Annotated in this window: 22 protein-coding genes and 1 pseudogene; 6 read left to right on the top strand and 17 right to left on the bottom strand. The window is 62.2% G+C overall.

Translation table 11 applies throughout. From position 1 onward, the window contains the following. Positions 1-154: 154 nt before the first annotated feature. The 13 genes from JFU04_RS06280 to pcaR all read right to left on the bottom strand — a co-directional run bounded on the left by JFU04_RS06280 (position 155) and on the right by pcaR (position 13,383). Positions 155-850, bottom strand: a complete 696-nt coding sequence (locus JFU04_RS06280; protein ID WP_201143679.1) for a potassium channel family protein — start codon at positions 848-850, stop codon at positions 155-157. Further along, on the bottom strand, positions 840-2,168 hold the full coding sequence (locus tag JFU04_RS06275; RefSeq protein WP_201143678.1) for a TrkH family potassium uptake protein: 1,329 nt from the start codon (positions 2,166-2,168) through the stop codon (positions 840-842). Before JFU04_RS06275 ends, JFU04_RS06280 begins: the two co-directional genes overlap by 11 nt. Positions 2,169-2,324: 156 nt before the next feature. Next, a complete protein-coding gene (gene pcaC / locus JFU04_RS06270) occupies positions 2,325-2,723 on the bottom strand; it encodes a 4-carboxymuconolactone decarboxylase (RefSeq protein ID WP_065902905.1) in 399 nt (132 codons plus the stop codon). Positions 2,724-3,008: 285 nt separating this feature from the next. After that, positions 3,009-3,800 (bottom strand): 3-oxoadipate enol-lactonase, encoded by a 792-nt coding sequence (gene pcaD, locus JFU04_RS06265; RefSeq protein WP_120447813.1) that lies wholly within the window; start codon positions 3,798-3,800, stop codon positions 3,009-3,011. A 10-nt stretch (positions 3,801-3,810) separates the two neighbouring features. Next, entirely contained in the window at positions 3,811-5,175 is a 1,365-nt protein-coding gene (locus JFU04_RS06260; RefSeq protein WP_065902909.1) for a 3-carboxy-cis,cis-muconate cycloisomerase, read from the bottom strand. 9 nt (positions 5,176-5,184) lie between these two features. After that, complete coding sequence (locus JFU04_RS06255) at positions 5,185-6,480, bottom strand: MFS family transporter (protein WP_065902911.1); 1,296 nt, start codon at positions 6,478-6,480, stop codon at positions 5,185-5,187. A 181-nt stretch (positions 6,481-6,661) separates the two neighbouring features. Beyond that, on the bottom strand, positions 6,662-7,228 hold the full coding sequence (gene pcaG / locus JFU04_RS06250) for a protocatechuate 3,4-dioxygenase subunit alpha (RefSeq protein ID WP_106804909.1): 567 nt from the start codon (positions 7,226-7,228) through the stop codon (positions 6,662-6,664). 1 nt (position 7,229) lies between these two features. Further along, positions 7,230-7,934 (bottom strand): protocatechuate 3,4-dioxygenase subunit beta, encoded by a 705-nt coding sequence (gene pcaH, locus JFU04_RS06245; RefSeq protein WP_106804910.1) that lies wholly within the window; start codon positions 7,932-7,934, stop codon positions 7,230-7,232. A gap of 17 nt (positions 7,935-7,951) precedes the next feature. Then, positions 7,952-9,154, bottom strand: coding sequence for a 3-oxoadipyl-CoA thiolase (gene pcaF / locus JFU04_RS06240; protein WP_201146318.1), 1,203 nt, complete (start codon positions 9,152-9,154; stop codon positions 7,952-7,954). Further along, the gene (locus JFU04_RS06235; RefSeq protein ID WP_065902919.1) at positions 9,151-9,930 is read right to left on the bottom strand and encodes a CoA-transferase subunit beta; all 780 of its coding nucleotides are present in this window, start codon (positions 9,928-9,930) and stop codon (positions 9,151-9,153) included. The genes pcaF and JFU04_RS06235 overlap by 4 nt, the downstream gene beginning before the upstream one ends. Further along, complete coding sequence (locus tag JFU04_RS06230; RefSeq protein WP_201143677.1) at positions 9,930-10,787, bottom strand: CoA transferase subunit A; 858 nt, start codon at positions 10,785-10,787, stop codon at positions 9,930-9,932. Before JFU04_RS06230 ends, JFU04_RS06235 begins: the two co-directional genes overlap by 1 nt. A gap of 269 nt (positions 10,788-11,056) precedes the next feature. Beyond that, positions 11,057-12,397 carry an MFS transporter gene (locus JFU04_RS06225; RefSeq protein WP_106804913.1) on the bottom strand — a complete coding sequence of 447 codons (1,341 nt, stop codon included), beginning with the start codon at positions 12,395-12,397 and terminating at the stop codon, positions 11,057-11,059. Between the two features lie 143 nt (positions 12,398-12,540). Continuing rightward, positions 12,541-13,383, bottom strand: a complete 843-nt coding sequence (gene pcaR / locus JFU04_RS06220; protein ID WP_065902926.1) for a pca regulon transcriptional regulator PcaR — start codon at positions 13,381-13,383, stop codon at positions 12,541-12,543. A gap of 555 nt (positions 13,384-13,938) precedes the next feature. On the opposite strand from pcaR, the gene JFU04_RS06215 reads away from it, so the two are divergent. Beyond that, positions 13,939-14,139, top strand: coding sequence for a hypothetical protein (locus JFU04_RS06215; RefSeq protein WP_201143676.1), 201 nt, complete (start codon positions 13,939-13,941; stop codon positions 14,137-14,139). 309 nt (positions 14,140-14,448) lie between these two features. Further along, positions 14,449-15,924: an inorganic phosphate transporter gene (locus tag JFU04_RS06210; protein WP_065902928.1), complete on the top strand. Its 1,476-nt coding sequence runs from the start codon at positions 14,449-14,451 to the stop codon at positions 15,922-15,924. 855 nt (positions 15,925-16,779) lie between these two features. On the opposite strand, the gene ccoM is transcribed toward JFU04_RS06210, so the two are convergent. Together ccoM and JFU04_RS06205 are read right to left on the bottom strand one after the other, a co-directional pair. Further along, positions 16,780-16,896 (bottom strand): cytochrome c oxidase subunit CcoM, encoded by a 117-nt coding sequence (ccoM, locus tag JFU04_RS30460; RefSeq protein ID WP_276145525.1) that lies wholly within the window; start codon positions 16,894-16,896, stop codon positions 16,780-16,782. Positions 16,897-17,039: 143 nt separating this feature from the next. Next, a complete protein-coding gene (locus JFU04_RS06205; RefSeq protein ID WP_106804916.1) occupies positions 17,040-17,234 on the bottom strand; it encodes a hypothetical protein in 195 nt (64 codons plus the stop codon). A gap of 100 nt (positions 17,235-17,334) precedes the next feature. Here JFU04_RS06205 and JFU04_RS06200 point away from each other — a divergent pair. The 3 genes and pseudogenes from JFU04_RS06200 to JFU04_RS06190 all read left to right on the top strand — a co-directional run bounded on the left by JFU04_RS06200 (position 17,335) and on the right by JFU04_RS06190 (position 19,940). Then, positions 17,335-18,200: pseudogene (locus tag JFU04_RS06200) on the top strand (LysR substrate-binding domain-containing protein). Positions 18,201-18,291: 91 nt separating this feature from the next. Next, the gene (locus JFU04_RS06195) at positions 18,292-18,762 is read left to right on the top strand and encodes a RidA family protein (RefSeq protein ID WP_065902931.1); all 471 of its coding nucleotides are present in this window, start codon (positions 18,292-18,294) and stop codon (positions 18,760-18,762) included. Continuing rightward, positions 18,759-19,940: an aminotransferase class V-fold PLP-dependent enzyme gene (locus tag JFU04_RS06190; RefSeq protein WP_201143675.1), complete on the top strand. Its 1,182-nt coding sequence runs from the start codon at positions 18,759-18,761 to the stop codon at positions 19,938-19,940. Before JFU04_RS06195 ends, JFU04_RS06190 begins: the two co-directional genes overlap by 4 nt. On the opposite strand, the gene JFU04_RS06185 is transcribed toward JFU04_RS06190, so the two are convergent. Continuing rightward, a complete protein-coding gene (locus JFU04_RS06185) occupies positions 19,937-20,278 on the bottom strand; it encodes an aspartate-semialdehyde dehydrogenase (protein WP_201143674.1) in 342 nt (113 codons plus the stop codon). The genes JFU04_RS06190 and JFU04_RS06185 overlap by 4 nt on opposite strands. A gap of 219 nt (positions 20,279-20,497) precedes the next feature. Here JFU04_RS06185 and rapA point away from each other — a divergent pair, with 219 nt between their 5' ends. Then, complete coding sequence (rapA, locus tag JFU04_RS06180) at positions 20,498-23,344, top strand: RNA polymerase-associated protein RapA (RefSeq protein WP_065902937.1); 2,847 nt, start codon at positions 20,498-20,500, stop codon at positions 23,342-23,344. Between the two features lie 165 nt (positions 23,345-23,509). Here the strand turns inward: rapA and JFU04_RS06175 are convergent, their stop codons facing one another. Then, a complete protein-coding gene (locus tag JFU04_RS06175; RefSeq protein ID WP_065902939.1) occupies positions 23,510-24,856 on the bottom strand; it encodes a spinster family MFS transporter in 1,347 nt (448 codons plus the stop codon). Positions 24,857-25,094 lie beyond the last annotated feature (238 nt).

Raw genomic sequence — 25,094 nt, 5'->3', positions numbered from 1 at the left:
GCTTGTTGTGGCGAGCGGGCTTGCCCCGCGTTGGGCTGCGCAGCAGCCCCAAAATCCAAGCACTGAACAAACGCACTGACTGACTCACCCCCGCTTCGCAAACCAACGCGGCAAGCCCACTCACCACAGGCTTACCTGCAACACAACTCCCGGCCTATGTCGAATGGCCGGCAAATTTTTGAATCAGATGAGTCGGCCCAGACACGATCAGCAGATCCCCCGGCAGTACCTGCGTACCCGGGGTGGCATGCTGAAAATCTTGACTGGCACGCTTCAACCCTACGACCGTCACGCCGAATTTTTCGCGGATTTGCCCATCGGCCAGCGTGCTGTTGTGGCTCGACACGGGCGAATGAATCTTGGCGATGGCGAAACCGTCGTCGAACTCGATGAAATCAATCATCCGCCCGGTAATGAGGTGAGCCACACGCTCGCCCATTTCCTTCTCTGGATAGACAACGTGGTGAGCGCCAATGCGTTGGGCTATCTGCCCGTGCTCGGCTGTTCGGGCCTTGACCCAGATATCCGGGATCCCCAGTTCGGTCAGCGTCATGATGGTCAACAGGCTGGCGGCCAGGTCGGTGCCGATGCCCACAATGGCATGGGCAAAGTCGGCAACGCCCAGTTGGCGTAACACCTGCTGGTTGGTGGAGTCGGCCTGCACCGCATGCGTCAGCAGGTCAGCCCACTCATGAACCGGTGCCGCGTCGCGGTCGATGCCCATCACGTCGTGCCCCAGCCGCATCAGCGATTGGGCCACCGAGCCGCCGAAGCGGCCCAGACCGATTACCACCACGCTGTCGCCCTTGGCAAATGAGAACTTCTCTGAAAATAGAAAGTTAGCCAACAATGGGATGCTCCTCTGGGTAACGGTAGGGCATACGGTGCTTGCCCAAGGCCAGTGACGCCGCCAGCGTGATAGTGCCCACCCGTCCGGCGAACATCAGCAGCGTCAACACCAGTTGGCTTGAGGTGGGTAGCTCGGCGGTGATACCGGTGGACAAGCCGACGGTACCAAACGCCGAGATGACTTCGAAGATGACCTGGTCTGTGGGCAACGCGGTTTCACGCAGGATAAAGAGCGTTGCCAACACGATCAGGGCGCTGCTCAGGACCAGCACGGTTATCGCTTGACGCTGGGCCGCAGCGCCGACTCGCCGGCCAAAGGCCTCGCAATCACTGTGCCCACGAATTTCAGCAATCACCAGCAAGACCAGGATCGCCACAGTACCGACTTTCACCCCGCCGGCAGTGCCTGCACTGCCGCCACCGACGAACATCAGAAAGTAATGCACCGCCCAGCTTTCCGGGGTCAGTGCCCCAATGTCGATCGAATTGAACCCGGCGGTACGCGCAGACACGGAAGCAAATGCTGCCGATAACACTTTATCGGTCACGGCCATCGGGCCAAGGGTGGTGGAATGGTCCCACTCGAACAGCAACAGCGTGATAAACCCGACCACCAGCAAGATCGCCGTGCCAGACAAGGTGAGCTTGGTATGCAGCGACCAGCGATGAGGATGGTTGAACCGGCTGCGCAGGTCATACAGCACGGGAAAGCCAATGCCACCGATAATAATGGCGGCCATCACAGGCAACAGAATCCAGGTATCCGTGGCGTAATGCATCAGGCTGTCGGGATAAATCGAGAACCCTGCGTTGTTGAACGCCGATACCGCATGAAACAGGCCGCTCCAAGCCGCATCGGCCCATGACTGGCCATAGCCCCAATGCAACCTTAAAGTGAGCCACACGGTCGTGATGAGCTCCAAGGCGAACGTCACCACCAGCACCAGTTTGGCCACGCCAGCAATGTCGCCCACCCCCAATGAGCGCGACTCCAACTGTGCGACCATCTTGGTGCGCAGGCGCAACCGGCTATTAACCATGAGGCCAAGCAGGGTCGCCACCGTCATGATGCCGAAACCGCCAAGCTGGAACAGCAGCAGAATCACCGACTGGCCGAAGGTCGACCAGTACGTACCCGTATCCACCACCACCAACCCGGTCACGCAGACGGCCGAGACCGCCGTAAAGAAGGCCGTCGCCCACGGGACGGCGCCCCCCTCGGCATGGGAAATCGGCTGCATCAAAATGAAGGTTCCGACCCCTATCGCGGCCAGGAACACCAAGGCGACAACCCTGGCGGGATGCAGCAGTAATTTCATTAGGGCCGGGGCTCAGGTCGGATAGGAAGATCCGTAGCGCAGGATAAACACGATGCCCCTTAGGAGCTGTAGGAATAAGCCGCTACTCCCCGTCAGCATAGCTGAAACACTCAACCTCCCATTTTACCGCCCCCAACTGCGTCGCGGAGTCTGCGTTCAGGCCTGTTCCCGCGACTCGACACCCAGTTCATCCCACACCGACTCAGCCAGGTGAAATGTCGCGTTCGCCGCCGGTATGCCGCAGTAAATCGCGCTCTGCATCAGCACTTCCTTGATCTCGGCGCGGGTCACGCCATTGCTGGCCGCGGCGCGCAGGTGCAGCTTGAGTTCTTCGCTACGGTTCATGCCGATCAGCATGGCGATGGTGATCAGACTGCGGGTGTGCCGGGGCAGGCCCGGGCGGGTCCAGATGTCACCCCAGGCGTGGCGGGTGATCATTTCCTGGAACTCACTGTTGAACTCGGTCAGGGCATTGAGGCTGCGGTCGACGTGCGCATCACCCAGGACTTCCCGGCGCACTTGCAGGCCATCGGCATAACGTTGTTTCTCATCCACAAAAAATACTCCCGACTGAATGTGATAAAAGCTCGCCCCACCGTAGCAAACGCACCTGCCGTAGCCAGCACCCTTGTCTTGCTGAGCGGACTTGTTTTGCTGAGCAGGCTTGTTTTGCTGAGCGGACATATTGTGGCGAGCGGGCTTGTTGTGGCGAGCGGGCTTGCCCCGCGTTGGGCTGCGCAGCAGCCCCAAAACCTGCGACAAGGTCCATCGAAAAAAACGCACTGACTAACCCCAGCCCGCTTCGCCCCCCAACCCTGTGCAATCCCGCTCACCACAGGTTCAATGCGCCAGCAGAAACTCCAGCACCCGCTCACTGAACGCCGCACCCGCCTGCACATTGGACAGGTGCGCAGCATAGAACTCGGCGTATTCGGCGCCCTGCACATGGCTCTGGATAAAGTGGCTGCCGGCCGGCGGCGTGACGGCATCTTCGGTGCCGGCAATCGCCAGGGTCGGCACTTTGATCAAGGCCAGTTGCTCGCGGAAATCGGCGTCGCGCACCGCCGCACAATTGGCCGCGTAGCCTTCGGGCGAGGTCGCCGCGAGCATGTCGGTGATCTGCTGGGCCTGGTGCGGGTTGGCCGCAGCGAAATCGGCGGTGAACCAGCGCGCAATCGATGCATCGCGCAACGCTACCATCGCCGCCGCGCCATCGCGCAGGACCATCTCGATACGCGGGTTCCAGATGTCCGGCGTGCCGATCTTGGCGGCGGTGTTGCACACCACCAGGCGCTGCAGGCGCTCGCCGGCATGAATGCCGAGCCATTGGCCGATCAAGCCGCCCATCGACAGCCCACAGAAATGCGCCCGCTGGATATCCAGCGCATCCAGCAGCGCAATCACGTCGCGCCCCAGTTGCTCGATGCTGTAGGGCCCCTCGGTGACCAGGGATTTGCCATGGCCACGGGTATCGAAACGCAACACGCGAAAATGCCTGGTGAAAGCCGGGATCTGGATGTCCCACATGTGCAGGTCAGTGCCCAGCGAGTTGGACAGCACCAACACGGGTGCCTCCGCAGGTCCATCCAGTTGGTAATGCAGTTCGCCCTCGGCGAGTTGTACAAAAGCCACAGCGTTCTCCTCAGGCGGTCAAGGCAAAATGTTCGGTGACGGCGCGGGTCACCCAGGTGTGCGCCTGGCCCAGGTAGTGGGCCGGGTCGAGCAGGCGGTCGAGTTCAGCGGCGGACAGTTCGTGGGTGATTTGCGGCTCGTCCGCCAGCACCGCACGCAAGTGACGCCCCTCGGCGACCGCGCGTTTACAGCATTGTTCGAGCAGGTGGTGGGCGGTCTCGCGCCCCAGGCGTTGGGCGAGCACGATGCTCACGGCTTCGGCCAGCACCAGGCCCTGGGTCAGGTCGAGGTTCTGCGCCATGCGCTCAGGATTGACCTCCAACCCCTCGCTCACCAGCAAGGCCTGGTGCAGCGCTCCGGAGACCAACCGGCAAATCTCCGGCAGGGTTTCCCACTCGGCGTGCCACAGGCCCAGGCTGCGCTCGTGTTCCTGGGGCATGGCGCTGAACAGTGTCGCCACCAGGCCAGGTACGCGGGTCGCCGCGCTGATCAGTACGGCGGCGCCCACCGGGTTGCGTTTGTGCGGCATGGTCGAGGAACCGCCCTTGCCCGGTGCCGACGGCTCGAAGACTTCCGCCGCCTCGGTCTGCATCAGCAGGCTGATATCACGCCCCAGCTTGCCGAGGCTGCCGGCGATCAGGCCGAGCACACTGGCAAACTCCACCAAACGGTCGCGCTGGGTATGCCAGGGTTGTTCGGGCAGGCCCAGCTGCAATTCGGCAGCCAAGGCCTCGGCCACCGGCATCGCCTGTTCACCGAGCGCCGCCAAAGTGCCGGACGCGCCGCCAAATTGCAGCACCAGCAGACGCGGTTTCAGCTCGGCGAGACGTTGCCGACTGCGCGTCACTGCCCCCAGCCAACCAGCGATTTTCATCCCCAACGTGACCGGTGTCGCATGCTGCAACCAGGTACGCCCAGCTAACGGCACGCCGGCATAACGCTGCGCCTGCACGGCCAGCACGCCGCCCAGTTGCGCCAGGTCAGCTTCGATCAACGCCAGCGCCTGGCGTATTTGCAGGACCAGGCCGGTGTCCATCACGTCCTGGCTGGTCGCGCCCAGATGTACATAACGCTCGGCCCCGGCATCCTCACTGGCGATCAACTTGCCCAGCGCCTTCACCAACGGAATGGCCGAATTCCCCGCCGTGGCAATCGCCACGCCGAGGGCGTCCACGTCGTACCGCGACGCCAGGCAGGCCTGGGCAATCGGGGCAACGGCGGCGTGCGGAATCAAGCCGACCCGCGCTTCGGCACGGGCCAGGCCCGCTTCGAAATCGAGCATGCCCTGCAGGCGCCCCTGGTCGCAGAACACCTCGGCCATGCTGTCAGCGGTGAAGTAGGCGTCGAACAATTGATTGCTCGTGCGCAGCGTCATAACGGTCCCTTACAAATCGTGGTGCAAATACGCCGCCTGTTTCGGCAGGCGCAAGCTGAACAGGAAGGCCACCGCCATCATGCCGGTGACATACCAATAGAAGGTGTTTTCCATGCCCATGGATTTGAGCCCCAGGGCCACGTATTCCGCCGAACCGCCGAAGATCGCGTTGGCCACCGCATAGGCCAGGCCCACGCCGAGGGCGCGCACTTGTGGCGGGAACATTTCGGCTTTCACCAGGCCGCTGATCGAGGTGTAGAAACTCACGATGGCCAGGGCCAGGGTGATCAGCACAAAGGCCAGGAACGGGCTGCTGACGGTTTTCAGGCTGAGCAGGATCGGCACCGTGCACAGCGTGCCCAGCGCGCCGAACCACAGCATCGAGTTGCGGCGACCGATCTTGTCGGCCAGCATGCCGAACAGCGGCTGCATGCACATGTAGAGGAACAGCGCGCCGGTCATGATGTAGCTGGCAGTCTTGGCGTGCATCCCGGCAGTGTTCACCAGGTACTTCTGCATGTAGGTGGTAAAGGTGTAGAAAATCAGCGAGCCGCCGGCGGTGTAGCCAAGCACGGTGATAAACGCAGCCTTGTGGTCACGGAACAGCGCGGCGATGCTGCCGGCGTCCTTGTCCTGGCGGGTTTCCTTGCTGGTGGTTTCCTTGAGGGTGCGACGCAGCAGCAGGGAGATCACGGCTGCAACCGCGCCGATCACGAACGGAATCCGCCAGCCCCACGCCCGCAGTTCGTCTTCGCTGAGCAGTTGCTGCAGGATCACCACCACCAGCACTGCCAGCAGTTGCCCGCCGATCAGCGTCACGTATTGGAACGAGGCAAAGAAGCCACGTTGGCCCTTGAGCGCGACTTCACTCATGTACGTCGCGGTGGTGCCGTATTCGCCGCCGACCGACAAGCCCTGGAACAACCGCGCCACCAGCAGCAACGCCGGCGCCCAGGCGCCGATGTCTTTGTAGGTGGGCAGGAAGGCGATCACCAGCGAGCCGGCGCACATCATCAGCACCGAGATCATCATCGAATTCTTGCGACCATGCTTGTCGGCCACCCGGCCAAACAGCCAGCCGCCGATAGGTCGCATCAGAAAGCCGGCGGCAAAGACGCCAGCGGTGTTGAGCAGTTGGACCGTGGGGTCGTCCGACGGGAAAAACGCCGGGGCAAAGTAGATGGCGCAGAAGGCATAGACGTAGAAGTCGAACCATTCGACGAGGTTGCCGGAAGACGCACCGACGATCGCAAAAATCCGTTTGCTGCGTTCTTCTCCGGTGTAGTGGCTGGTTTTTGTTGTCATGTTTTTTTTACTCAGTGGGAACGGTTATAGCCTAGACATACTTTGCAACAACCATGTTCCGCAAGCAGACTTTTGCACAGCAGTTGCCTGAACCGGCCTCATCGCCGGCAAGCCCGGCTCCCACATGTGGAACGCATCCCACTGTGGGAGCTGGCTTGCCGGCGAAAAATCTCAAGCCAACTCAATAATCAAAAAACACGGTCTCTTCGTCTGTGCCTTGCAAAATCACATTCCACTGATACACACCCGCCGCATCCGCCTTGGCGATCAGCGTGCGCCGCCGCTCCTGGGGCACACACGCCAGCAGCGCGTCATCCCCGTTCAGCGCCTCGCCGTCAAAGTAAATCCGCGTCAGCAGGTGCTTCACCAGCCCACGCGCGAATACCAGCACCACCAGGTGCGGCGCCTGGGTCGTGCCCTTCAAGCCCGGAACGGCACCTGGCTTGATGGTGGTAAAACGAAACCGCCCTTCGGCATCCACCGGCACCCGGCCAAAGCCTTCAAAGTTGGGGTCGACAGCCTTGTCCTGCTCATCCTCGGGATGGTCGTACTTGCCGGCGGCATTCGCCTGCCAGACTTCCAGCATGGCGTCGTTGACGACATCGCCGTTGCCATCCACCACCTGCCCGCTGATCGCCACGCGCTCGCCGAGGGTGGCGGGCACGGTGAGGTCTTCGCGGTTCAGCCAGGTCAAGCCGATGTGGTAATACGGCCCGACGGTGTGGGACGTGGTCGCAGTGAGTGTCATCTCATTTCTCCATCGGCGTGGCGTCGCGGCCGCGCAGGACGATGTCCCAGCGGTAGCCGAGGGCATAGGAAGGAATGGTTTTTTCCAGGTCGAAGCGGGCGATCAGGCGCTGCTTGGCCGAGGTGTCCGGCACGCAGTTGTAGATCGGGTCGTACTCCAGCAGCGGGTCGCCGGGGAAATACATCTGTGTGACCAGGCGCGTCAGCACGCTCGGGCCGAACAGTGAAAAGTGGATATGCGCCGGGCGCCACGCATTGTGGTGGTTACCCCACGGGTAGGCGCCGGGCTTGATGGTCTGGAACTGGTACCAGCCTTCGGCGTCGGTGACGGTGCGGCCGGTGCCCGTGAAGTTCGGGTCCAGCGGCGCGTCGTGCAGGTCGCGCTTGTGGTTGTAGCGACCGGCGGCGTTGGCCTGCCAGATCTCCACGAGGATGCCCGGCACCGGTTGGCCGTTTTCATCCAGCACACGCCCGTGAATGATGATGCGCTCACCGAGCGGTTCGCCGGCGTGTTGGGCGGTGAGGTCGTTGTCCTGCGCATTGACGCGCTCGGCGCCGATGGTCGGGCCGGTGATTTCCGACAACGAATGGGGCAGAAACACCAAGGGCTTGGACGGCGAACGCAGGTTCGTCGACTGGTAGGCCGGGTGCAGGTAATCAGGTTGAGTGCCCGCTTGCGGGCGCCGGTAACCGGGCTTGTCACTCATGGAGCAATCCTCTCTTATTAGACGCGTTCAATCGCCAGGGCCAGGCCTTGGCCGACGCCGACACACATCGTCGCCAGGCCTTTGCTGCCGCCGGTTTTTTCCAGTTGATGCAGTGCCGTCAACACCAGCCGCGCACCGCTCATGCCCAGCGGATGGCCGAGGGCGATGGCGCCGCCGTTCGGGTTGACCTGCGGCGCGTCGTCGGCGATCCCCAATTCACGCAGCACGGCCAGGCCTTGGCTGGCGAAGGCTTCGTTGAGTTCGATCACGTCGAAGTCGCTGACCGCCAGGCCCAGGCGCTCCACCAGCTTGCGCACCGCCGGCACCGGGCCGATGCCCATCACGCGTGGTGCCACGCCGGCACTGGCCATGCCGAGCACCCGGGCGCGGGCCGTGAGGCCGTGTTTTTTCACGGCGTCGGCGGAGGCCAGGATCAGCGCTGCCGCACCATCGTTCACACCCGAGGCATTGCCGGCGGTGACGGTCTTGTCCGGGCCGTTGACCGGCTTGAGTTTGGCCAGGGCATCGAGGGTGGTGTCCCGTGGGTGTTCATCGTGCTCCACCACGGTCTCGCCTTTTTTGTGCGCAACGCGTACCGGCACGATTTCCTCGGTGAAGTACCCGGCAGCCTGGGCGGCGGCCGTGCGTTGCTGGCTACGCAGGGCGAACGCGTCCTGGTCGGCGCGGGACACGTTGAAGTCGTCGGCGACGTTGTCGGCGGTCTGCGGCATTGCATCCACGCCGTACTGGGCTTTCATCAACGGGTTGATAAAACGCCAGCCGATGGTGGTGTCTTCGAGCTTCATGTTGCGCGAAAACGCCGCGTCGGCCTTGCCCATCACGAAGGGGGCACGGGACATCGACTCGACGCCCCCGGCAATCGCCAACTCCATTTCACCGCTGGCGATTGCACGGAACGCTGTGCCGATGGCATCCATGCCCGAGGCACACAGGCGGTTCAGGGTCACGCCAGGGATGCTTTCCGGCAGGCCCGCCAGCAGCAGGGCCATGCGCGCGACGTTGCGATTGTCTTCACCGGCCTGGTTGGCGCAGCCGAGGAAGACTTCGTCGACCGCGTTCCAGTCCACCGAAGGGTTGCGCTCGATCAGTGCCTTGATCGGCAACGCGGCGAGGTCATCGGCGCGCACGGTAGACAGGCCACCGCCGAAACGGCCGATGGGGGTACGAATGGCGTCACAGATAAATACTTCGCGCATCAGGCTTCTCCGGGGGCTTGGCCATGGGCGGCGGCGGTACGTGCTTCAAGGTCACGCAAGGCGCTCAACTCGACGTCGGTGGGTTCCTCGGTGGTGCTGACCTGGTCGGCAAATCGAATCGCCCAACCGGTGGCGGCCACGACTTGTTCGCGGGTCACGCCAGGGTGCAGCGCGGTGACCACAAATTCATGGGTGCCCGCTTCCGGCTCCATGATGCACAGGTCGGTAATGATCCCTACAGGCCCAGCCCCTGGCAGGCCCAGGCGTTTGCGTGAATCGCCGCCTTCGCCGTGGCCGACCGAGGTGATGAAGTCCAGCTTGTCGACAAACGAACGCGACGACTGCTTGAGGATGATCAGCACGCTCTTGGCCGAGCCTGCGATCTCCGGTGCGCCGCCGGCCCCCGGCAGCCGCACCTTGGGCTGGTGGTAATCGCCCACCACGGTGGTGTTGATGTTGCCAAAGCGGTCGACCTGGGCGGCACCGAGAAAGCCGACGTCGATACGCCCGCCCTGCAGCCAATAACGAAAAATCTCACCGGTCGGCACCACCGTGTCGGCGGTCTCCGCCAGCTCGCCATCACCGATCGACAGCGGCAACACCGAAGGCTTGGCGCCAATCGGGCCGGACTCGTAGATCAGCACCACGTCGGGCGATGAAGTCAGGCGCGCCAGGTTGGCGGCCTTGGACGGCAGGCCGATGCCCACAAAGCAGACGGAGCCGTTCTTGAGGCGACGCGCGGCGGCGACGGTCATCATTTCATTGGTCGAGTAAGCCATTACTTGGCCTCCTGCGCGGTGGCCAGCTTGGCCTGGAATTCACTGAAGTCGGCAGTGCCGTGGATGTATTCGTCGATCCAGGCGGTAAACGTCGCACGGTCGCGGGCAATCGGGTCCCACGCCTGATAGAAGCGGTTATCACGCTCGTTGTAACCATGCGCGTAGGAAGGGTGTGCGCCACCAGGTACATGGCACACCGCAGTCAGTGCCCACGTCGGCAACACGCAGCTGTTCATCGGCGCGTTGAGGTCATCGACGATTTCCTCGACGGTGACGATGCAGCGCTTGGCCGCCAGGGCCGCTTCCTTCTGCACCCCGAGAATGCCCCAGAGCAGCACGTTGCCCTTGCGGTCGGCCTTCTGTGCATGGATCACGGTGATGTCCGGGCGCACCGACGGCACCGCCGCCAGCACTTCGCCGGTGAACGGGCAGGTCACGGTCTTGATCAGCGGGTTGACCTTGGGCAGGTCGGAACCGGCGTAGGCACGCAGTACCGCGAACGGCAGGCCCGAGGCGCCGGCGACGTAGGCATTGGCCAGGTCGGCGTGGCTGTGTTCTTCGATTTCCAAGGGTTGCGGCCATTGCTTCTCGACCGCGTCACGCAGGCGGTGCAAGGAGCCCACGCCAGGGTTGCCGCCCCAGGAGAAAATCAACTTGCGCGCACAGCCGGCGCCGATCAACTGGTCGTAGATCAGGTCAGGCGTCATACGCACCAGCGTCAGGTCTTTCTTGCCCTGACGAATGATTTCATGACCCGCTGCCGTAGGGATCAGGTGGGTGAAGCCTTCCAGTGCGACGGTATCGCCGTCGTTCACGAATTGCTTCACCGCGTCGCGCAGCGCAAGAATTTCAGCCATGGGGTTCGGGCTCCCGGTGTGGATCGAAAAAGGCGCTGAGGTGGCGCCGAAGTGCTTGAAGATTAAGCCGGGTAAATGGGCTGAACAATCCGATAATCGACTCAGTGTTCGATTATCGAACGGATTGTTGTCTAGCTAATCTTCTCGTCGACACGCCATCAGAAGCGCCCCACCCCTGCAGGAGCGGGCTTGCCAGCGACCGCATCACCGCGCTCAATGATTGACCGAGGCGCCCGCATTGCCGGCAAGCCCGCCCCTGCAACGGCGGGTCAGGTGGCGTCGGCGTGGCTGACCATGCCTTTGATGACCACGGCTGCCGTAGCCAGCGCCGCCGGGATCACCAGCGCGGTCAGCACCTGCTCGAAGTTCCAGCCCAGGCCCAGCAAGGTGGCGCCCATCCACGCGCCGAGGATCGCACCGAAGCGGCCGATGCCGAGCATCCACGACACACCGGTGGCACGCCCCTGCGTCGGGTAGAAACGGGCCGCCAGGGATGGCATCGCCGATTGCGCGCCGTTGACGCACATCCCGGCGATCAGCACCAAAGTCGCCAATAAGGTGATATTGCCCAGGCTTTGCCCCACCGCGTAGGCAAACACCCCGGCCAGCAGGTAGAAAGTGCCGATGACCTTGTGGGGGTTGAACCGGTCCATCGCCCACCCTACCCCGACTGCACTCAACACCCCGCCAAACTGGAACAACGCGCCGATAAACGCGGCCTGCTCCAGGCTGGCGCCGCTGTCACGCATCAGGGTCGGCAACCAGCTGGTCAGCAGGTACACGATCACCAGGCCCATGAAGTAGGTCAGCCACAGCAGCAAGGTGCCGGCGCTGTAAGTGCCGGAGAAGATCACCGCAAACACGTTGCGCGCCTTGACGGTTTTCTGCTCCGGCACGCTGAAGTGGGTAGCCTGGGCGACGATGGTCGGCTCGATGGGTGACAGGGTTTTACGCACCTTGTCGGTCCCACGGTTACGCACCACCAGGTAGCGCGCCGACTCGGGCAACCACAGCACCAGCACCCCCACAAGAATCAGTGGCAGGATGCCGCCGATCATCAACAACGCGTGCCAGCCAAACGCCGGGATCAGCTTGGCCGAGATAAACCCGCCACCCGCCATGCCGAGGTTGAAGCCGCAGAACATGCTGGTCACCAGCAGCGACTTGTGGCGTTCGGGGGTGTACTCCGACAGCAGCGTCGTCGCGTTCGGCATGCCGGCGCCCAGGCCCAGCCCGGTAAGGAAGCGCAGCACCAGCAATTGGTCGACATTGCTGCTGTAGGCCGAGGCCAGGCTGAATGCGCCAAACACCAACACCGCGCCGACCAGCACGACCTTGCGCCCGAACCGGTCAGCCAGCGGACCCGATCCCAGGGCACCGAAGACCATGCCGATCAACGCGGCGCTCATCACCGGACCGAGGCTGGCGCGATCAATGCCCCAGTCCTGGGACAGCGCGGGCGCGATAAAGCCCATGGCCGCGGTATCGAGGCCATCGAGGAACACGATGAGGAAACACAGGACAACCACGCGCCACTGGTAGCGTGACAGCGGCTGGGCGTTGATAAAGGACTGGACGTCCAGCGTGGTACCGACAGAAGGCTGATTCATTATTTTTATTCCACACCGATGGCGGGCTGACGGCCTGGGGTCGTCGTTATTATTGGGCGGCGCTCAGAGCGCTGCCGCACAGTAATAAGCCAGGGGAAACATCGTCAATTGATCAAACCGGGATCTGTGCGGTCACCGAACAGTTAGGCAAACAGCTGCGCGCTCAGATCCCGACTCGCACTCAGCATGCTCGGCAGGAACCGCTGCTCCAGCTCGCTGCGGCTGACCCGCCCGGCGTGGGTACTGACATTGAGCGCAGCCAGCACCTGGCCGGACGCGTCATACACCGGCACGGCGATGGAGCGCAGGCCTTGCTCCAATTCCTGATCGACGATGCACCAGCCCTGCTGACGCACTTGTTGCAGGCATTCGAACAAGGCTTCGGGGGTGGTCAGCGTACGGCTGGTCTTCGTTTGCAGGTCGGCATGGTCGAGGTAATCCTGCAGGGAGGCATCGTCCAGCGCCGCCAGCAGGATGCGACCCATGGAGGTGCAATAGGCCGGCAAGCGCCCGCCCACCGACAAGTCCACCGAGATCAGGCGCTGGGTGGTGGCCGAACGCGCGATGTAGAGGATGTCGTCCCCTTCGAGGGTGGCCATGTTGCAGGCTTCGTGGAGCTGCTCGCTCATGCGATCCAGGTAAGGCTGGGCCGACACTGCCAGTGGCGTGGATGACAGGTAGGCATGGCCGAGGGTCAGGACCTTGGGCAGCAGCGAATAGGTGCGCCCGTCGGTGGTGGCGTAGCCCAGCTTGATCAATGTGTGCAGGCAACGGCGCACGGCGGCGCGAGGGATTTCCGTGCGATGGCTGATCTGGGCGATGGTGAGGTGACGCTTGCGTTCCTGGAACGCCTGCACCACGGCCAGGCCACGGGCCAGGGAGGTCATGAAGTCCGGATCACCGGTAAAGGCCTGGATACGCTTGGCCGGTGAGGCAACGATCGGCGGCGCCACTGAGGCGAAAGCGTTGCGCAATTGATCGTTCATGTCGGGATCCTTTCTCTTATTGTCAACCGCAAGGGAGGTTTGGCTGCTATTACAAGCCGCGCCGGCCGGGATGCACAAGGCACGACCGGGAACATTGGGCGATTATCGGACGCTCATTCGATAATCGCAATTTTGCACGACCGAGGACGGGTCCGCCCGCCAACCAACTAAAGTTAGGGCGGGGTTTTAACGTCCGAAGTGGGGTGGATTTTATGACGCCAACTTTTATGCAAACACTGACGCGCTCGTGTAACAAAACGCTCACACAAAGTTGACGCTTTTTAACTTTATGCCGATAGTGTTATTCAAATGCGCCGCTATAATGCACCCTGTACGCAGGTCCGCCCGGTTTCACTGTCGGGACGGGAGCTGGCCAGATGATGCAGATGCCGTGCATTGTTGATCGCAACTACCTGCCTCGAATGTCAGCAATAATCCATGGCCGTTCGTGCCTGTTTCAAGTTCAACGCTGCAACGGTTTAACTTGAAAGAGCCCGAGGGCGACATTCAGGCACCGTGCTGCAATGTAATTACTCAACTCAATTAGGTAACGATGTGACGAAAGACGAACTGCGCGCGGAACTTGAGCGCCAGGAGCAACGTTACAAGGACGTTTACGGCGGGGAAATCACCACCTACGCCGCCCAGCCTGAACCTGAACGCAAACCATGGCGAAAACGAGCCAGCCTGCTTGACCAGGCATTTGCCCAGGAAATCCACAAGATTGAACAGGAACTCAAAACCGAAGAGCCATAAGCGCTTCGGTTTGAGCCACAGGTGCGCCAGGCTGCTGGCACATAGCTAGCAGCCGGCTATTCGGCATCCCACTGCCGCGAGCGAAATTTCATACAAATGTTTCAGGCATGCGGTTTTTGCCAAAAAACCCGGCCCCTGGCACCCTCCGCGTTATAAATCAAAGACTTGCCAACCCCCGAAAACCCTGGGATGGGCGCCTTTTGCCGCGGCTTTTTCAATGAAGATTGTTACCGATGAGCAGCTAGTGCATCGATTACTGAGGTTTTCTGGCATAATCGCGCCCCCTTACGACCGGGTCAGAAAACCTTCATGATCGATTTATTCAGCGGACTGGATGCTTGGGTTCTAGTGAGCCTGTTGCTCGCCCTGGCCTTTGTCCTCGCCTTCGAGTTCATCAATGGCTTTCATGACACCGCTAACGCGGTGGCCACAGTCATCTATACCAAAGCCATGCCGCCGCACCTGGCCGTGTTCTTCTCCGGGGTGTTCAACTTCCTCGGCGTGTTGCTCGGTGGTGTCGGTGTCGCCTACGCCATCGTGCACTTGCTGCCGGTGGAGTTGCTGATCAATGTGAATACCGGCCATGGCCTGGCAATGGTCTTCTCTTTATTGGCGGCGGCGATCACCTGGAACCTGGGCACCTGGTACTTCGGGATCCCCGCTTCCAGCTCCCACACCCTGATCGGCTCGATCCTCGGTGTCGGCCTGGCCAACGCGCTGATCAACGACATCCCCTTGGCTGACGGTGTGAACTGGCAGAAAGCGATCGATATCGGCGCATCCCTGGTGTTCTCGCCGATGGCCGGTTTCCTCGTTGCCGCCCTGGTGCTGATCGCGCTGAAGTGGTGGCGCCCGCTGTCGAAGATGCACAAGACCCCGGACCAGCGTCGCAAGCTCGACGACAAGAAACACCCGCCGTTCTGGAACCGCCTGGTGCTGGTGATTTCTGCCATGGCCGTAAGCTTCGTGCACGGTTCCAACGATGGCCAGAAAGGTATCGGCCTGATCATGCTGGTGCTGATCGGCATCGTGCCGGCGCAATTCGTTCTCGACCTCGGCAGCACCACTTACCAGATCGAGCGTACCCGCGACGCGACGGTGCATTTGAGTCAGTTCTACCAGCGCAATCAAGACACCCTCGGCGAGTTCCTGGCCCTGGGTAAAAGCGTGCAGAACGACCTGCCTGGCAAGTTCCAGTGCAATCCGCAGCAGACAGAGCCGACCATCAACGCGCTGGTCAACACCTTGAAAGGTGTCTCCGATTACCATTCGTTGACTGCCGATCACCGCATTGAAGTACGCCGTTATTTGCTCTGCCTGGACGACACCGCGAAGAAAGTCGGCAAGCTGCCGAATCTGTCGGCACGTGACAAGGCCGACCTCGACAAGCTGCGCAAAGACCTGACCGCTACCACCGAATACGCACCGTTCTGGGTGATCCTCGCGGTCGCACTGGCCCTGGGCCTGGGCACCATGGTGGGTTGGAAGCGTGTGGTACTGACTATCGGCGAGAAGATCGGCAAGCAAGGCATGACCTATGCCCAGGGCATGTCGGCGCAGATCACCACCGCCAGCATGATTGGCCTGGCTAACATCTTCAGCCTGCCGGTATCGACCACCCACGTGCTGTCGTCGGGTGTGGCCGGGACCATGGTCGCGAACAAGAGCGGCCTGCAAGGCGGCACCGTGAAGACCATCCTGATGGCTTGGGTGTTGACCTTGCCGGCGACCGTGGGCCTGTCGGCCGGGCTGTTCTGGTTGGCTTCCAAGGCGCTGGGTAGCTGACAGGCTGCCCTCGGAAAAAAAGGCGCTATCCTTGATTGGGATCGCGCCTTTTTTTTGTCTTGTGATAAAGCGCCTTGGATCAAGATCTATAGCACGGTGCCCCAACAGCCGACCCGAATAGTGCGGAGGAACACGCTCAACTGTGGGAGCTGGCTTGCCTGCGAAGGCATCGGCTGGGTTTCACGGAAAGACCGAGTTGTCTGCATCGCAGGCAAGCCAGCTCCCACACAAAAGCGCGCACGCTTTGGGCCTACTCACACAGCAACCCAAAAGCCGACCCAAGTGGTGCAGGGGAACACGCTCAACTGTGGGAGCTGGCTTGCCTGCGAAGGCATCGGCTGGGTCTCACGGGAAGACCGAGTTGCCTGCATCGCAGGCAAGCCAGCTCCCACACAAAAGCGCGCACGCTTTGAGCCTACTCACACAGCAACCAAAAAAGCCGACCCAAGTGGTGCAGGGGAACACGCTCAACTGTGGGAGCTGGCTTGCCTGCGAAGGCATCGGCTGAGGCTCACTGGAAGACCGAGTTGTTTGCATCGCAGGCAAGCCAGCTCCCACACAAAAGCGCGCACGCTTTGAGCCTACTCACACAGCAACCCAAAAGCCGACCGCAGTGGTGCGGGGGAATGCGCTCAACTGTGGGAGCTGGCTTGCCTGCGAAGGCATCGGCTGGGTCTCACTGAGAGACCGAGTTATCTGCATCGCAGGCAAGCCCCCACACAAAAGCAAATCTGCAATAAACGCGGGGTCCATTTCAGCCATTCCCGCAATAGTGGACATGCCAAAAAACAAACAAAAAAAAGGGCGACCGAAGTCGCCCAAAATGCCTTGCGTGCTCATGTAATCCAGAAAGACTTACGGTTCTTTACGCTTATTAGCGTCCTTCCAGATAAAAATCCCGAACCCTACAAAAAACAGCACCATGAGGCTGACAGTCAGCACCCCGGCAAATACCACATTATCGATAAACATGACCGGCCTCCTGCACTTGCCCTGTTGCGATAGGGCTAAGTTAATGGAGAAGGCGGATTGGAAAATTGACGAGGATCAATGTCGCCCGCGACGGGGCGTAAAGAAGGGCAATAACTGACCTGCATCAACGGATGCAGGTTGTTTCAACGTTTTTTCGGTTTGTTCTTCGGTTTTTTCTTGGCTTTTCCCAGCGGCATGGCCTGCTCAAATGCTTGGCGCACTTCATTCAGGCGCTTGTCATTGAGGTCATGCACACGCTTGGCACGTTCGGCGTTCAGGTCGATCAGCTTGTCGTCTTCACTCATGGCTTGGCTTACGTCGTGGCGGGAATCGCTCAATAATGCGGGCTCCAGCGCCTCACGGCAATTGAGCGGGCGACAAAATGCAGGCCTTCGCCCAAAATCGGCACTTCCCATCCACCCCAGGAGATGCGCTCACGTGGCACTGCACAAGGACCTTCCCCCGCTGCTGGCCCTGCGCGCCTTTGAAGCCGTGGCGCGGCACTTGAGTTTTATCAAGGCGGCAAGCGAGTTGTCGGTGACCCAGAGTGCACTCAGCCATCAGGTGCAAAAGCTGGAACAGCACCTGGGCAAACCGTTGTTTATCCGTCGCACCCGCGCGATCGATCTGACCACGGACGGCCAACAGTACTACGACGAAATCCGCCCGGCCCTCGACGCCATCGCCGCCGCGACCCGCACCCAAAAACAGCGCCCAGCACCACCGTGCTGCGCGTCGGCCTGCTCGCCTCCTTTGCCACGCTGTGGCTGGCACCGCGCCTGGCCGGGTTTCTCAATCGCTACCCGCATATCCAGGTGGAGCTGTTACCGGCGATTCAACTGGCGGACGTGGCCGGCGCCGAGGTCGACCTGGCGATTCGCTATGGCAAGGGCGACTGGCCCGACGTGCAGGCGACGCGGCTGATGCCGGAAGTCATCTCCCCGGTGTGCAGCCCGACATTCAAAGCGATGCATGACAGCCCACTGCTGATGGCCACCTCGCACCGCCCCTTCGAATGGACGGATTGGTCAGCGCACTACCACGTCGACCTCGACCGCCACCCGCGCGTGATGCTGCATGACTACAACATCGTGGTCGAAGCGGCCGTGGCCGGCCAAGGCATCGCCATGGGCCGTCATCGCCTGATCCAGCGCAGGCTCCAGGACGGCAGCCTGGTCGAAGCCTTCGACTGGCCGCCGTATCACAGCGACATCGGCTACTGGCTGATCGCGCCGCCCGGCCCGGCCGGTGACGCCGCCGCATGCTTCAGCGAATGGCTGCTGGAAGCCTGCCGCGACGCGTGAGTTTTTTCGATACGTCGGGTGAGATCTATCCGTTTGTCGCCGCCCTCCTCGGCCAACATGCTGGCACCTCTTAAACCCAGGAGGATGGATCATGAGCGACTCCCTGCGCCAACGCGTGCAAGCCCTCGGCCTGACGCTGCCGACCCCGAGCCAACCGGCGGCCAACTACATCAACTATGTGATCAGCCAGAACCAACTGTTCGTCTCCGGGCAAATCCCGATGGTCGATGGCAAGCCCGCCTACGTCGGCCGCCTGGGCGAATCCCTCAGCGATGAAGAAGGCGCCCAGGCAGCCGAACTGGCGGCGCTGGGCCTGCTGGGACAATTAAGCCATGCGCTGGGTGATGACCTGTCGCGCCTGGTGCGCATTTTGCGCCTGGGTGTATTCATTGCCAGCAGCGGCGATTTCCAGCGCCAGAGCGGGGTTGCCAACGGCGCTTCGAACCTGCTGGTCAATGCCCTCGGCGAAAAAGGTCGGCATGTGCGCACCGCCGTTGGCGTTTCCAGCCTGCCGGCCGGCGTGGCCGTGGAGGTTGACGCGATTTTCGAGCTGCAACCGTGAGCCCGCTCGACGTCCAGCAATTGCGCGACAGCACGCCCGGCTGCCAGTCGGGCATCGTGCATTTCAATCACGCCGGTGCCTCGCTGCCAAGCCAGGCGACCCTCGATGCGATTATCGATCAACTGCACCGCGAAGCCCGTGATGGCCCCATGGAAGCCGGCGAGCATGGCGCCGTGCTGGTGGAAAAAGCCCGCCGCGCCGCCGCGCAATTGCTCAACGCACCCGCCGCGTCGATCGCCTTCGCCAGCAGCGGCTCGGCCGCCTGGAGCCTGGCGTTCCAGGCACTGGGCCCGTGGCAACCGGGTGATCGCATCCTGGTCGGCCGCCATGAATGGGGGGGCAACCTCGCCAGCATGGACCTGGCGGTGCAGGCCGGCGCGCGCGTGGAGGTCATCCCTTGCGATGCCTCCGGCGCGGTCTGCCCGCTGGCGCTGGAGTCGATGATCGATGCGCACGTCAGGCTGATCGACCTGACCTGGCTGCCGGCCAACGGTGGCCTGATCAACCCCGCCGAAGCCATCGGCGCCGTGGCCCGACGTCATGGCATTGCCTATTTCATCGACGCCGGCCAAGCCGTCGGCCAGGTGCCGGTGGATGTGCAGGCGCTGCAGTGCGATGTGCTCAAATCGGCCGGGCGCAAGCACCTGCGCGGGCCGCGTGGTACCGCGCTGCTGTATGTGCGCCCGGACTTTTTGCCGCGCCTGAATCCGGCCCAGCGCGATGTGTTTTCGGCGCCGTGGAGCGCAGACGGTTTCGACCTGCGCAACGACGCCCGGCGCTTTGAAACCAGCGAAGTGTCGTTTGCCTTGTTGGCGGGGCTGGGCAACGCGTTGCAGGAGATGAATCGACTGGGGCTTGAGCAAGTATCGGAACGGATCGCACACACCAGTGAGCGAATTCGCCAGGCCTTGCGTCAGATGCCGGGTATTTCCCTGCATGACCTGGGCACTGCGCAATCAGGGCTGATCGCCTTTAACCTGGACGGCTGGGACGCTTTCGAACTCAAGCGCCGCCTGGCCTTGAAGCGCATCAATATCGGTGCCAATGGCGTGGCCTACACGCCGTTGGACATGCAGGCGCGCGGGCTGGCCAGCGTCGCGCGGATCTCCGTCAGCCCGCTCAACAACGACGATGACATCGCGCAGTTGATGGCGGCATTGCAGGCGTTGCGCGACTAGACCTCGACGTCCACCCACAAGCGCTGGCGCGGCGCATCTTCGATCAGCGGCGCCACCGGCACGGTGTTGTCGGCATTGAGCAGGTCGCCGGGAATCGCCAGGTGCTGCTCCGGGTCTTCGTCGGCTTCGCGCCGGCGTTTTTGCTGCTCCTGCTGGCGGCGTTGCTCTTCACGCAGCAGAAAGGTCGACTGCTCGGCATCGCCCTTTTTCAGGTCGATCGTGCTTTCGTTGGAGCCCGCTTGTACTGGCACCACGGGCGGGATATCCGGCTTCTGGCGTACCGGGTCGAGTTGCGAAGTGACCGGCACAACGCTGACGGGCAGCATGGGTGGCAGCATAATAGTTATTCTCCTGATCAACAGGCTGTCGGCGGGCCGCGTGGCGACTTGAGAGCGCACTCGCCAAGCTGTGACCCAGTCGACACTCGCAAGTGCCTGCCACCCGTCGATTCGGCTTCCGGACGCTGGCGCAAACGGAGTAGTTTTTGTCAGAGTCCTTGGGCGTGGGGCCTTGTTCCGTTAAGATAGTCGGCTTTTTCACGGCGGGAGTCAGGCAGCATGGCGCAGCAGTATCAACCGGGGCAACGCTGGATTAGTGACAGCGAAGCAGAGCTGGGGTTAGGCACCGTTCTGGCACAGGACGGCCGCTTGTTGACCGTGCTCTATCCGGCCACTGGCGACACCCGCCAGTATGCGCTACGGAATGCGCCCCTCACTCGCGTGAGGTTCTCGCCGGGTGATTCCATCACCCATTTCGAAGGCTGGAAAATGACCGTGCAGGAAGTCGACGACGTCGATGGCCTGCTGGTGTATCACGGCCTCAATGGGCAGAACGAGCAGGTCACCCTGCCGGAAACCCAACTCTCCAACTTCATCCAGTTCCGCCTGGCCAGCGACCGTCTGTTCGCCGGGCAGATCGACCCGCTGGCCTGGTTCTCGCTGCGTTACCACACCCTGGAACACACCAGCCGCCAACTGCAGTCTTCGCTGTGGGGCCTGGGCGGCGTGCGTGCGCAACCTATTGCGCACCAACTGCACATCGCCCGTGAAGTCGCTGACCGTATCGCGCCGCGGGTATTGCTGGCGGACGAAGTGGGCCTGGGCAAGACCATCGAAGCCGGCCTGGTGATCCATCGCCAGCTGCTCTCGGGTCGCGCCAACCGGGTGCTGATCCTGGTACCGGAAAACCTCCAGCACCAGTGGCTGGTGGAAATGCGCCGCCGCTTCAACCTGCAGGTTGCGCTGTTCGACGAAGAACGTTTCATCGAGAGCGATGCTACCAACCCGTTCGAGGACACCCAGTTGGCGCTGGTCGCCCTGGAGTGGCTGGTGGACGACGAGAAGGCCCAGGACGCGCTGTTCGCAGCCGGCTGGGACCTGCTGGTCGTCGACGAAGCCCACCATCTGGTGTGGCATGAAGACAAGGCCAGCGCCGAGTACGCGCTGGTCGAGCAACTGGCCGAGGTCATCCCGGGCGTGCTGCTGCTCACCGCGACCCCGGAACAGCTGGGCCAGGACAGCCACTTCGCGCGTCTGCGCCTGCTCGACCCGAACCGCTTCCACGACCTGCAAGCCTTCCGCGCCGAGAGCGAGAACTATCGCCCGGTGGCCGAAGCCGTGCAGGAGCTGCTGGATAAAGGCCGCCTGTCGCCTGCCGCACACCAGACCATCCAGGGTTTCCTCGGTAACGAAGGTGAAGCGCTGCTGACCGCCGTCAACGATGGCGACACCGAAGCCAGCGCGCGCCTGGTGCGCGAGCTGCTCGACCGCCATGGCACCGGCCGCGTGCTGTTTCGCAACACCCGCGCCGCTGTGCAAGGCTTCCCGGAGCGCAAGCTGCACGCCTACCCGCTGCCGAACCCGGACGAATACCTCGAATTGCCGCTGGGCGAGCACGCCGAGCTGTACCCGGAAGTCAGCTTCCAGTCGCAGCCGGACATCGAAGAAGAAAACCGCTGGTGGCGCTTCGACCCACGGGTCGAGTGGCTGATCGACCAGCTGAAAATGCTCAAGCGCACCAAGGTCCTGGTGATCTGCGCCCACGCCGAAACCGCGATGGACCTGGAAGACGCGCTGCGCGTGCGCTCCGGCATCCCGGCCACGGTGTTCCACGAGGGCATGAACATCCTCGAGCGTGACCGTGCCGCCGCCTACTTCGCTGATGAAGAGTTCGGCGCACAAGTGCTGATCTGCTCGGAAATCGGCAGTGAAGGTCGCAACTTCCAGTTCTCCCACCACCTGGTGCTGTTCGACCTGCCTTCGCACCCCGACCTGCTGGAACAGCGGATCGGCCGTCTGGACCGGATCGGCCAGAAACATGTGATCGAACTGCACGTGCCCTACCTGGAAACCAGCCCGCAAGAGCGCCTGTTCCAGTGGTACAACGAAGCGCTGAACGCCTTCCTCAACACCTGCCCGACCGGCAACGCCTTGCAGCACCAGTTTGGCCCGCGCCTGCTGCCGCTGCTGGAAAACGCCGACGATGGCGAATGGCAGGCCCTGATCGACGAGGCCCGTGCCGAGCGCGAGCGCCTGGAGCAGGAACTGCACACCGGTCGCGACCGTTTGCTGGAGCTCAACTCCGGCGGTGCGGGTGAAGGCGATGCGCTGGTCGAGGCCATCCTCGAACAAGACGACCAGTTCGCCCTGCCGATCTACATGGAAACCCTGTTCGACGCGTTCGGCATCGACAGCGAAGACCATTCGGAAAACGCGCTGATCCTCAAGCCCAGCGAAAAAATGCTCGACGCCAGCTTCCCCCTGGGCGACGACGAAGGCGTGACCATCACCTACGACCGCAACCAGGCGCTGTCGCGCGAGGACATGCAGTTCATCACCTGGGAACACCCGATGGTGCAGGGCGGCATGGACCTGGTGCTGTCCGGCTCGATGGGCAACACCGCCGTGGCGCTGATCAAGAACAAGGCGCTCAAGCCTGGCACCGTATTGCTGGAGCTGCTCTACGTCAGCGAAGTGGTTGCCCCACGCTCGCTGCAACTGGGCCGCTACCTGCCGCCGGCCGCCCTGCGCTGCCTGCTGGATGCCAACGGCAACGACCTGTCCAGCCGCGTGTCGTTTGAAACCCTGAACGACCAGCTGGAAAGCGTGCCACGGGCCAGCGCCAACAAGTTTATCCAGGCCCAGCGCGACCAGCTGACGCCACGGATCAACGCCGGTGAAGAGAAGATCACCCCACGCCACGCCGAGCGTGTGGCCGAAGCCAAGCGCCGCCTGGCTGCAGACACTGACGAAGAGCTGTCGCGCCTGACGGCGCTGCAAGCGGTCAACCCGACCGTACGCGACAGCGAACTGGTGGCCCTGCGCCAACAACGCGAGCAAGGCCTGGCCATGCTCGACAAGGCAGCGCTGCGACTGGAAGCGATCCGGGTGTTGGTGGCGGGTTGATGACCGCCCCGCTCCGCTGAAAAAAGGCCCGCGCAATGCGGGCATTTTTTATTCACTTGGGGCAAATCGGAGCCTGTAATTGCCTCTTCGCGAGCAAGCCGGCTCCCACAGTTGGAATGTTTCAACTGGGGGAGCGGGCTTGCTCGCGAAGGGGTCACCTCGGTCTCAAGCCGTCGCCGCCGAAGCCGGCACCTCCACCGCCCCCAACCCATCCTTCATCCGCTGGGCATCACGCACAAAACTGCGCGAGGCCTGGAACAGAAACAGCATGGTCAGAAACAGCGCCACCGGGATCAGGTACATGGCGTCATGCAAGCCCACGGCTTTATACGCTTCGGTCATCTGCGCAGCCCCATCGGCATACATCGCCGAATGGGCAAAGTGATCGGACAGACCGCCCACCACAATTGGCCCCATGCCACCGCCCAGCAGGTACAACCCGGCAAAGAATAACGCCATCGCCGTCGCCCGCAGGCGTGGCTCGACCACGTCCTGGATTGCCGTGTACACGCAGGTGTAGAAGTTATAGGCAAACAACCAGCCGACACTGAACAGCGCCACGAACACGCCGATCTCGATCCGCCCCGCGTGCAAGGCCCAGGCAGTGGTGACGGTGGAGATGATCAGGCTGAACGCGGCGAACAACAGACGGCCATTGGCGACGCGCTGATGAATCTTGTCGGCAATCCAGCCCCCCAGGGTCAGGCCGATCAAACCGGTGATACCGACGATCACCCCGGTGGCGACCGCCGCTTCCTGCAACGGCATCAGGAAATAGCGTTGCAGCATCGGCACCAGAAACGAGTTGCAGGCATAGGTGGCGAAGTTGAAGCACAGCCCGGCCAGCACCAGCCAGAGGAAAGTCGGTACCGCCAGCACGCGGCGAATCGGGCGGTCGACGCGCTCCTGGGAGACCTGCACGGTTTCGGCCGCGCCGCGCTTGGGCTCCTTGATATAGAACATGAACACCGCAAGGATCAGACCCGGCACCGCGGCAATAAAGAACGGCGCGCGCCAGCTGTCGAACGCCTTGACCATCGCGCCAATGGTGAAGAACGCCAGCAACAGCCCCAACGGCAGGCCGAGCATGAAAATCCCCATGGCCCGCGCGCGGCGGTGTGCCGGGAACAGGTCGCCAATCAACGAGTTGGCCGCTGGCGCATAGCTGGCTTCGCCGATACCAATGCCCATGCGCACCAGCAGGAACGTCCAGAAGCTGCCAACCATGCCGTTGACCGCCGTCAGCCCGCTCCAGGCGAACAGGCCCCAGCCCATCAGTTTGCTGCGCGAGCCGGTGTCGGCGAGTCGCCCGAGCGGCAGGCCGGCAATGGCGTAGACGATGGTGAAGGCGGTGCCGATGATGCCGAGCTGGAAGTCGCTCAGGTGCCATTCCATGCGAATCGGCTCGATGATGATCGCAGGAATGGTGCGGTCGAAGAAATTGAACAGGTTGGCCAGGAACAGCAGGAACAGAATGCGCCAGGCATTCGCCGCTTGGGTCGAGTTCTGCATGGGTCCGTCTCTTTTATTGTTATGAGAGCTGCGATGCCCGATGCATCCTGCCCGGTACCTGCAACATAGTCAGACGGGCAAGGCTTGTCTGTAATGATTCGTAAAGCTGATAGGGCATGATTTCACCCGGCGCCACGGGACTTGGCCTACAAAAATATAAGTGAGTGCCCCCCTTCCCAACGGCCTTGGCACGGATAGAATGGCGAGCCTTCCGTAGCATCCCCCTTACTCTCTTTTA

Source organism: Pseudomonas sp. TH21 (assembly GCF_016651025.1).
Lineage (GTDB): Bacteria > Pseudomonadota > Gammaproteobacteria > Pseudomonadales > Pseudomonadaceae > Aquipseudomonas > Aquipseudomonas aylmerensis.
The sequence above is the reverse complement of the archived record's forward strand: the minus strand, read 5'-3'. Positions and strand labels throughout refer to the sequence as shown.

Excerpts from the sequence above, each read along its gene's own strand:
- JFU04_RS06185 (WP_201143674.1), bottom strand. The coding sequence starts at position 20,278 with ATGCTGCCACCCATGCTGCCCGTCAGCGTTGTGCCGGTCACTTCGCAA.
- pcaH (WP_106804910.1), bottom strand. The coding sequence starts at position 7,934 with ATGAGTGACAAGCCCGGTTACCGGCGCCCGCAAGCGGGCACTCAACCT.
- JFU04_RS06235 (WP_065902919.1), bottom strand. The coding sequence starts at position 9,930 with ATGGCTTACTCGACCAATGAAATGATGACCGTCGCCGCCGCGCGTCGC.
- JFU04_RS06275 (WP_201143678.1), bottom strand. The coding sequence starts at position 2,168 with ATGAAATTACTGCTGCATCCCGCCAGGGTTGTCGCCTTGGTGTTCCTG.
- JFU04_RS06175 (WP_065902939.1), bottom strand. The coding sequence starts at position 24,856 with ATGCAGAACTCGACCCAAGCGGCGAATGCCTGGCGCATTCTGTTCCTG.
- JFU04_RS06255 (WP_065902911.1), bottom strand. The coding sequence starts at position 6,480 with ATGACAACAAAAACCAGCCACTACACCGGAGAAGAACGCAGCAAACGG.
- pcaR (WP_065902926.1), bottom strand. The coding sequence starts at position 13,383 with ATGAACGATCAATTGCGCAACGCTTTCGCCTCAGTGGCGCCGCCGATC.
- JFU04_RS06225 (WP_106804913.1), bottom strand. The coding sequence starts at position 12,397 with ATGAATCAGCCTTCTGTCGGTACCACGCTGGACGTCCAGTCCTTTATC.
- JFU04_RS06260 (WP_065902909.1), bottom strand. The coding sequence starts at position 5,175 with ATGACGCTGCGCACGAGCAATCAATTGTTCGACGCCTACTTCACCGCT.
- rapA (WP_065902937.1), top strand. The coding sequence starts at position 20,498 with ATGGCGCAGCAGTATCAACCGGGGCAACGCTGGATTAGTGACAGCGAA.
- ccoM (WP_276145525.1), bottom strand. The coding sequence starts at position 16,896 with ATGTTTATCGATAATGTGGTATTTGCCGGGGTGCTGACTGTCAGCCTC.
- JFU04_RS06195 (WP_065902931.1), top strand. The coding sequence starts at position 18,292 with ATGAGCGACTCCCTGCGCCAACGCGTGCAAGCCCTCGGCCTGACGCTG.
- pcaG (WP_106804909.1), bottom strand. The coding sequence starts at position 7,228 with ATGACACTCACTGCGACCACGTCCCACACCGTCGGGCCGTATTACCAC.
- JFU04_RS06210 (WP_065902928.1), top strand. The coding sequence starts at position 14,449 with ATGATCGATTTATTCAGCGGACTGGATGCTTGGGTTCTAGTGAGCCTG.
- JFU04_RS06230 (WP_201143677.1), bottom strand. The coding sequence starts at position 10,787 with ATGGCTGAAATTCTTGCGCTGCGCGACGCGGTGAAGCAATTCGTGAAC.